The 4,746-nt window shown below is 68.0% G+C and carries 3 protein-coding genes; all 3 read right to left on the bottom strand.

Annotation, left to right across the window (positions count from 1 at the left end; genetic code table 11):
- Positions 1 to 502: 502 nt before the first annotated feature.
- From ACYVD1_RS34345 to pdhA, 3 genes are read right to left on the bottom strand one after another with little or no spacing between them, the layout of a single operon-like run.
- Complete coding sequence (locus ACYVD1_RS34345) at positions 503 to 1,801, bottom strand: dihydrolipoamide acetyltransferase family protein (protein WP_460778651.1); 1,299 nt, start codon at positions 1,799 to 1,801, stop codon at positions 503 to 505.
- Between the two features lie 11 nt (positions 1,802 to 1,812).
- Entirely contained in the window at positions 1,813 to 2,826 is a 1,014-nt protein-coding gene (locus ACYVD1_RS34340) for an alpha-ketoacid dehydrogenase subunit beta (protein ID WP_460778650.1), read from the bottom strand.
- Between the two features lie 15 nt (positions 2,827 to 2,841).
- Positions 2,842 to 3,945 carry a pyruvate dehydrogenase (acetyl-transferring) E1 component subunit alpha gene (gene pdhA / locus ACYVD1_RS34335; RefSeq protein ID WP_460778649.1) on the bottom strand — a complete coding sequence of 368 codons (1,104 nt, stop codon included), beginning with the start codon at positions 3,943 to 3,945 and terminating at the stop codon, positions 2,842 to 2,844.
- Positions 3,946 to 4,746: the final 801 nt, after the last annotated feature.

Below are 4,746 nucleotides of genomic sequence, written 5' to 3'. Positions count from 1 at the left end.
TCCCGCTCGGACCTCGACCACGCGTCCCCCTTTCCCGATAGCCGCCAACCCGCCGTCGTAGCGGAGCGGGTCAAGGTGGAGCGCCGTTGACGCGCGAAGCGCTCGACGGCGACGACCTTGAGGCGCGTAGCGGAGACGGCCACAATCACGCGGCGGGAAAGGAGGACACCCCCAACCCTACGGGGCAAACCCGAGCACCCCAAGAGGTACGCCCCAACCCCGAGCACCCCAAGAGGTACGCCCCAAACAACGGTGTGGGGGCTTAGACCTGGTCGGTGCGGGACGCAGTGGCCAGGGATGTCAACTCCGCTCCGGGGGCGAGCAGGTGCCCGGTCTGTCGGTCTTGGATGTCGCCTGCGGCGGAGGGAGCCTTTGGGTGTCGCCCATGGCGGAGGTGCGGTAACTCTGTCCACAGGTTGTGGGCGGTTCCCGGGAGCACAGAACACCCCGGCCGGAAACAGTTCCGACCGGGGCGTCACACGCGTGGCGTCACGCAGGGGTGTTACAGGATGATCCGCATGGGCTCCTCGAGGATCTCCGCGAGCTCCTTGAGGAAGGCGGCACCCACGGCGCCGTCGACCGCGCGGTGGTCCACCGACAGCTCCAGGGAGATGCGGTTGCGCACCGACACCTCGCCGTCGACGACCACGGGCTCCTGGCGCATCGCGCCGACCGCGAGGATGGCGGCCTCCGGCGGGTTGATCACCGCGGAGAAGCTGTCGATACCGAACATGCCCAGGTTGGACACGCTGAACGTGCCACCGCTCATCTCCTGCGGCTTGAGCTTGTTGTCCCGGGCCTTGCCCGCCAGCTCACGCGTGCGCGAGGAGATGTCGGTCAGCGTCGCCTTGTCGGTGTCGTGCAGCACCGGCACGACCAGCCCGGCGTCCACGGCGACGGCCACGCCGACGTTGATCCGGTTGTGCTGGACCAGGTTGTCGTTCACCCAGGAGGTGTTGACCGCCGGGTGCAGCTTCAGCGCGGTGGCACAGCCCTTCACGATCAGGTCGTTGAAGCTGACCTTCGCGCCCGTGCTGGCCAGCTGCTCGTTGATCTGACCCCGGAAGGCCTTGAGGGCCTCGGCGTCGATCGTGCGGCGCAGGTAGAAGTGCGGGACCGTCTGCTTGCTCTCGGTCAGGCGGCGCGCGATCACCTTGCGCACATTGCTGGTCTTGAGCTCTTCGGAGTCACGGCCGTCGTCGAAGGACTGCGCGGCGGGCGCCGGTGCGGCCTTGGCCGGGGCGCTCGTGTCGGGCGCCGGAGCGGACTCGGCCGCGGAACCGTCCTTGGCGGCGGCCTCGATGTCGGCGCGCACGATCCGGCCCTTGGGACCCGAACCCTTGATCTTCGTGATGTCCAGGCCGTACTCCTTGGCCAGCCGACGGGCCAGCGGAGAGGTACGGGGACGCTCGGCGGGACCGTCGCCGCCGCTCGCGGGGGCGGGCGCGGCCGCCGGGGCGGTCTCCTCGGCCTTAGCCTCCTGCTCGGGCTCTTCCGGCTTCGGCTCCGCGTCCTTCTCAGCGGCCGGGGCCGCGGGGGCGCCCGACTCCTCGGGAACTGCGTCCGGGGAGTCGCCGATCAGGCCGATGACCTCGCCGATCGGCACGGTGTCGCCCTCGGACACGTTCTGCTTGACCAGGTAACCGTCCTCGTAGGCCTCGTACTCCATGACGGCCTTGTCGGTCTCGATCTCGACCAGCACGTCACCGGAGGCGACCTTGTCCCCCACCTTCTTGACCCAGGTGGAGATGACGCCTTCCTCCATGGTGTCGGAGAGGCGCGGCATGTGGATCTCGCTCATTGAAACTCCCTCTACCCGACCCGTTTGCCGACGGCGCTCAGGGTCTCCTTGATCGCGGTGCTGATCGACTCGACCGACGGCAGGGCGGCGGTCTCCAGCGGCTTGGCATAGGGCATGGGCACCTCGGCCATGGCCACCCGGCGGACGGGGGCGTCCAGGTAGTCGAAGGCCCCCTCCTGGATCGAGGCGGCGATCTCCGCGCCGATCCCGTAGGTGAGCCAGTCGTCCTCGCAGATCACCGCGGCACCGGTCTTCTTGACCGAGTCCACGAAGGTCTGGCGGTCGAGGGGACGCAGGCTGCGCAGGTCCACGACCTCGACGCTGATGTCCTCTTCGGCCAGCTTCTCGGCGACCTGGTTCGCGACTGTGGCCATCCGGGAGTAACCGATCAGGGTGATGTCGGAGCCCTCACGGCTCACGCCCGCGCGGCCGATGGCGGCGACGTTGTCGTTCTCTGCCTGGGCGTAGTCCTCCGGGACCTCGCCCTTGGTGTTGTACAGACCCAGGTTCTCCAGGAACAGGACCGGGTCGTCGTCGCGGATCGCCGCGCGCAACATCGAGGAGGCCTCGGCCGGGGTGCTGGGAGCCATCACCTTGAGGCCGGGGATGAAGGAGTAGAACAGCTCGATGTTCTGCGAGTGCGTCGCACCGAGCTGCTGGCCACCGCCGCCGGGCGTGCGAATGACCATGGGAACGCTGGTCTGGCCGCCGAACATGCCGTAGATCTTGGCGGCGTGGTTGATGATCTGGTCGATGGCGATCAGGGAGAAGTTGATCGTCATCAGCTCGACGACCGGGCGCAGGCCCAGCATGGCGGCGCCGACGGCCGCGCCGACGAAGCCCTCCTCGGCGATCGGAGTGTCCTTGACGCGCCGCGGGCCGAACTCCTTGAGGAGGCCCTCGGTGATCTTGTAGGAGCCCTCGAAGACACCGATCTCCTCGCCGATCACGAGGACGTCGTCGTCGCGCACCATCTCGGCGCGAAGCGTGTCCCGCAGAGCCTGGCGGTATGTGATCACAGACATGTGCTCGTTCCTTCTCTACTCTGCGAACACCGGGTCGGCGGGCATGCGCCGCGACTCGTTGGCCACCGGGGAGGCGTACGTGTAGTCGAACAGCGTCGACACGTCCGGCTTCGGGCTGTTCTCGGCGAAGTCCGCGGCTTCGGCGACTTCGGCCTTGACCGAGGCGGCGATCTCGTCCCGCAGGTCGTCGGTGAGGATGCCGGCCTTGGCCAGCTGGGCGCCGTAGATCGCGAGCGGGTCGTTCTCCTCGGCGCGGGCCTCGTCCTTCTGCTCCTGCGTGCGGTACTTGGCCGGGTCGACCACGGAGTGGCCCTTCATCCGGTAGCTCCACGCCTCCAGGAGGAACGGCGTCTGCTCTTCGCGGGCGCGCTCGACCAGCTTGGTGGCGGTGTCGCGGACGGCCAGGACGTCGCGGCCGTCCACGCGCTCGCCCTCGATGCGGAAGGCGGAGCCGCGCTTGTACAGCTCGGGCTCGGCGGAGGACATGTCCACCGTGGTGCCCATGCCGGTGAAGTTGTTGACCACCACGAAGACGATCGGCAGGTTCCACAGCTTGGCGATGTTGAGGGACTCGTGCCAGGCGCCGATGTTGGTGGTGCCGTCGCCCATCTGGCACATGACGACCTCGTCGCCGCCGCGGTAGGAGACGGCGAGCGCGGCGCCGGTGGCCAGCGGGAGCTGCCCGCCGACGATGCCGTAGCCGCCGAGCATGCGGGTCTCGGTGTCGTACATGTGCATGGAGCCGCCCCAGCCCTTGGAGACGCCGTCCACGCGCCCGTAGAGCTCGGCCATGACGTTCTTGGGGTCCATGCCCTTGCCGATCGCGTACCCGTGGTCACGGTAGTTCGTGAACAGGTAGTCGCGCTGTTGGAGGGCGGTCATCAGACCGACGACGGTGGCTTCCTCGCCGAGGTTGAGGTGGCAGTAACCGCCGATGCGGGCCTGGGTGTAGGCCTGTCCGGTGCGCTCTTCGAAGCGGCGGATGAAGAGCATCTGGCGGTAGTAGTCGAGGAGGGTGTCCGGCTTCTCATCGCCGAGACCCGTGTTGTCCTTGCGGCTTCGGCGCCGGGACCCGGAGGACCGGGCGCTGCCGCCCTTCGGCTTGGCCGTGTCAGCCATGTTGTGCCTTTCTACGTGCGAGAAGGCCTGCCCTTCCGGCCTGTGGGCCGGATGGCGTGGCCGACCCGGAACCCGCTGTCGGGCGTGCTCCGGGCGTGTGCCGCCGCCGGGCTCATCGGCGGCGACACCGTGGCTGTTCGGGGCGCGTCCGGTCGGGCCGTGGCTGGGCCCGGTTACGGACGCGAAGTGAGTCGGGTCGCGTGTGCAGTTGTCGCGCCGAAACCCTTGACGGCATTGCTTCCCGGTCTGGAGTGCCGTAAGCATCAGCCGGGAGGCCGTCCGGGTTCGTTCACCGGCCGGATGAACGACCCCGAACCACCAGGGGACGTGCGCGCGGATGTGACGTGCGTCGCGCACACTCTACGGTCTGATCGATGATCGATCAATACAACTTTAGGCCAGATACCCGATATTTGGTGCATAGGACCAGGTGTGGCCGGAGAACTCGGCTGGCCGCCCCTAGGGCATGTTCGGCGGACACATACCCTGCTGCGCGTCGCCCCAGCGGCACTGTCACTGCGCATCTCTCAGTCGACAGCCAAACCCGGGCGGGCCCCGCTGTGCGATGCTGCCGAGCTTGCGAGGCAGCGCACAGCAGGGGAACTCCTTCTTCGGCCTTGTGCCAGCACCACTGGATACGCCGCTCGCGACGGGCAGCATCCACCGAACACGCCCTAGCTTGTCGTTTAAGCTGCTTGCTTGTCTCTAGAGCGGCCCGTGGTGCCCGTTTTATGCTTTTTCGGAACCTCGTAACGGGGAGCTGGACGCTTGTTCCAGCTCCCCGCCACACGCCCCGGCCCC

The organism is Nocardiopsis nanhaiensis, from assembly GCF_054778635.1.
Note: the sequence above shows the minus strand (reverse complement) of the source record. Positions and strands in the feature narration are given on the sequence as shown.

Coding starts and splice junctions, on each gene's coding strand:
- ACYVD1_RS34345 (WP_460778651.1), bottom strand. CDS start 1,801: ATGAGCGAGATCCACATGCCGCGCCTCTCCGACACCATGGAGGAAGGC.
- ACYVD1_RS34340 (WP_460778650.1), bottom strand. CDS start 2,826: ATGTCTGTGATCACATACCGCCAGGCTCTGCGGGACACGCTTCGCGCC.
- pdhA (WP_460778649.1), bottom strand. CDS start 3,945: ATGGCTGACACGGCCAAGCCGAAGGGCGGCAGCGCCCGGTCCTCCGGG.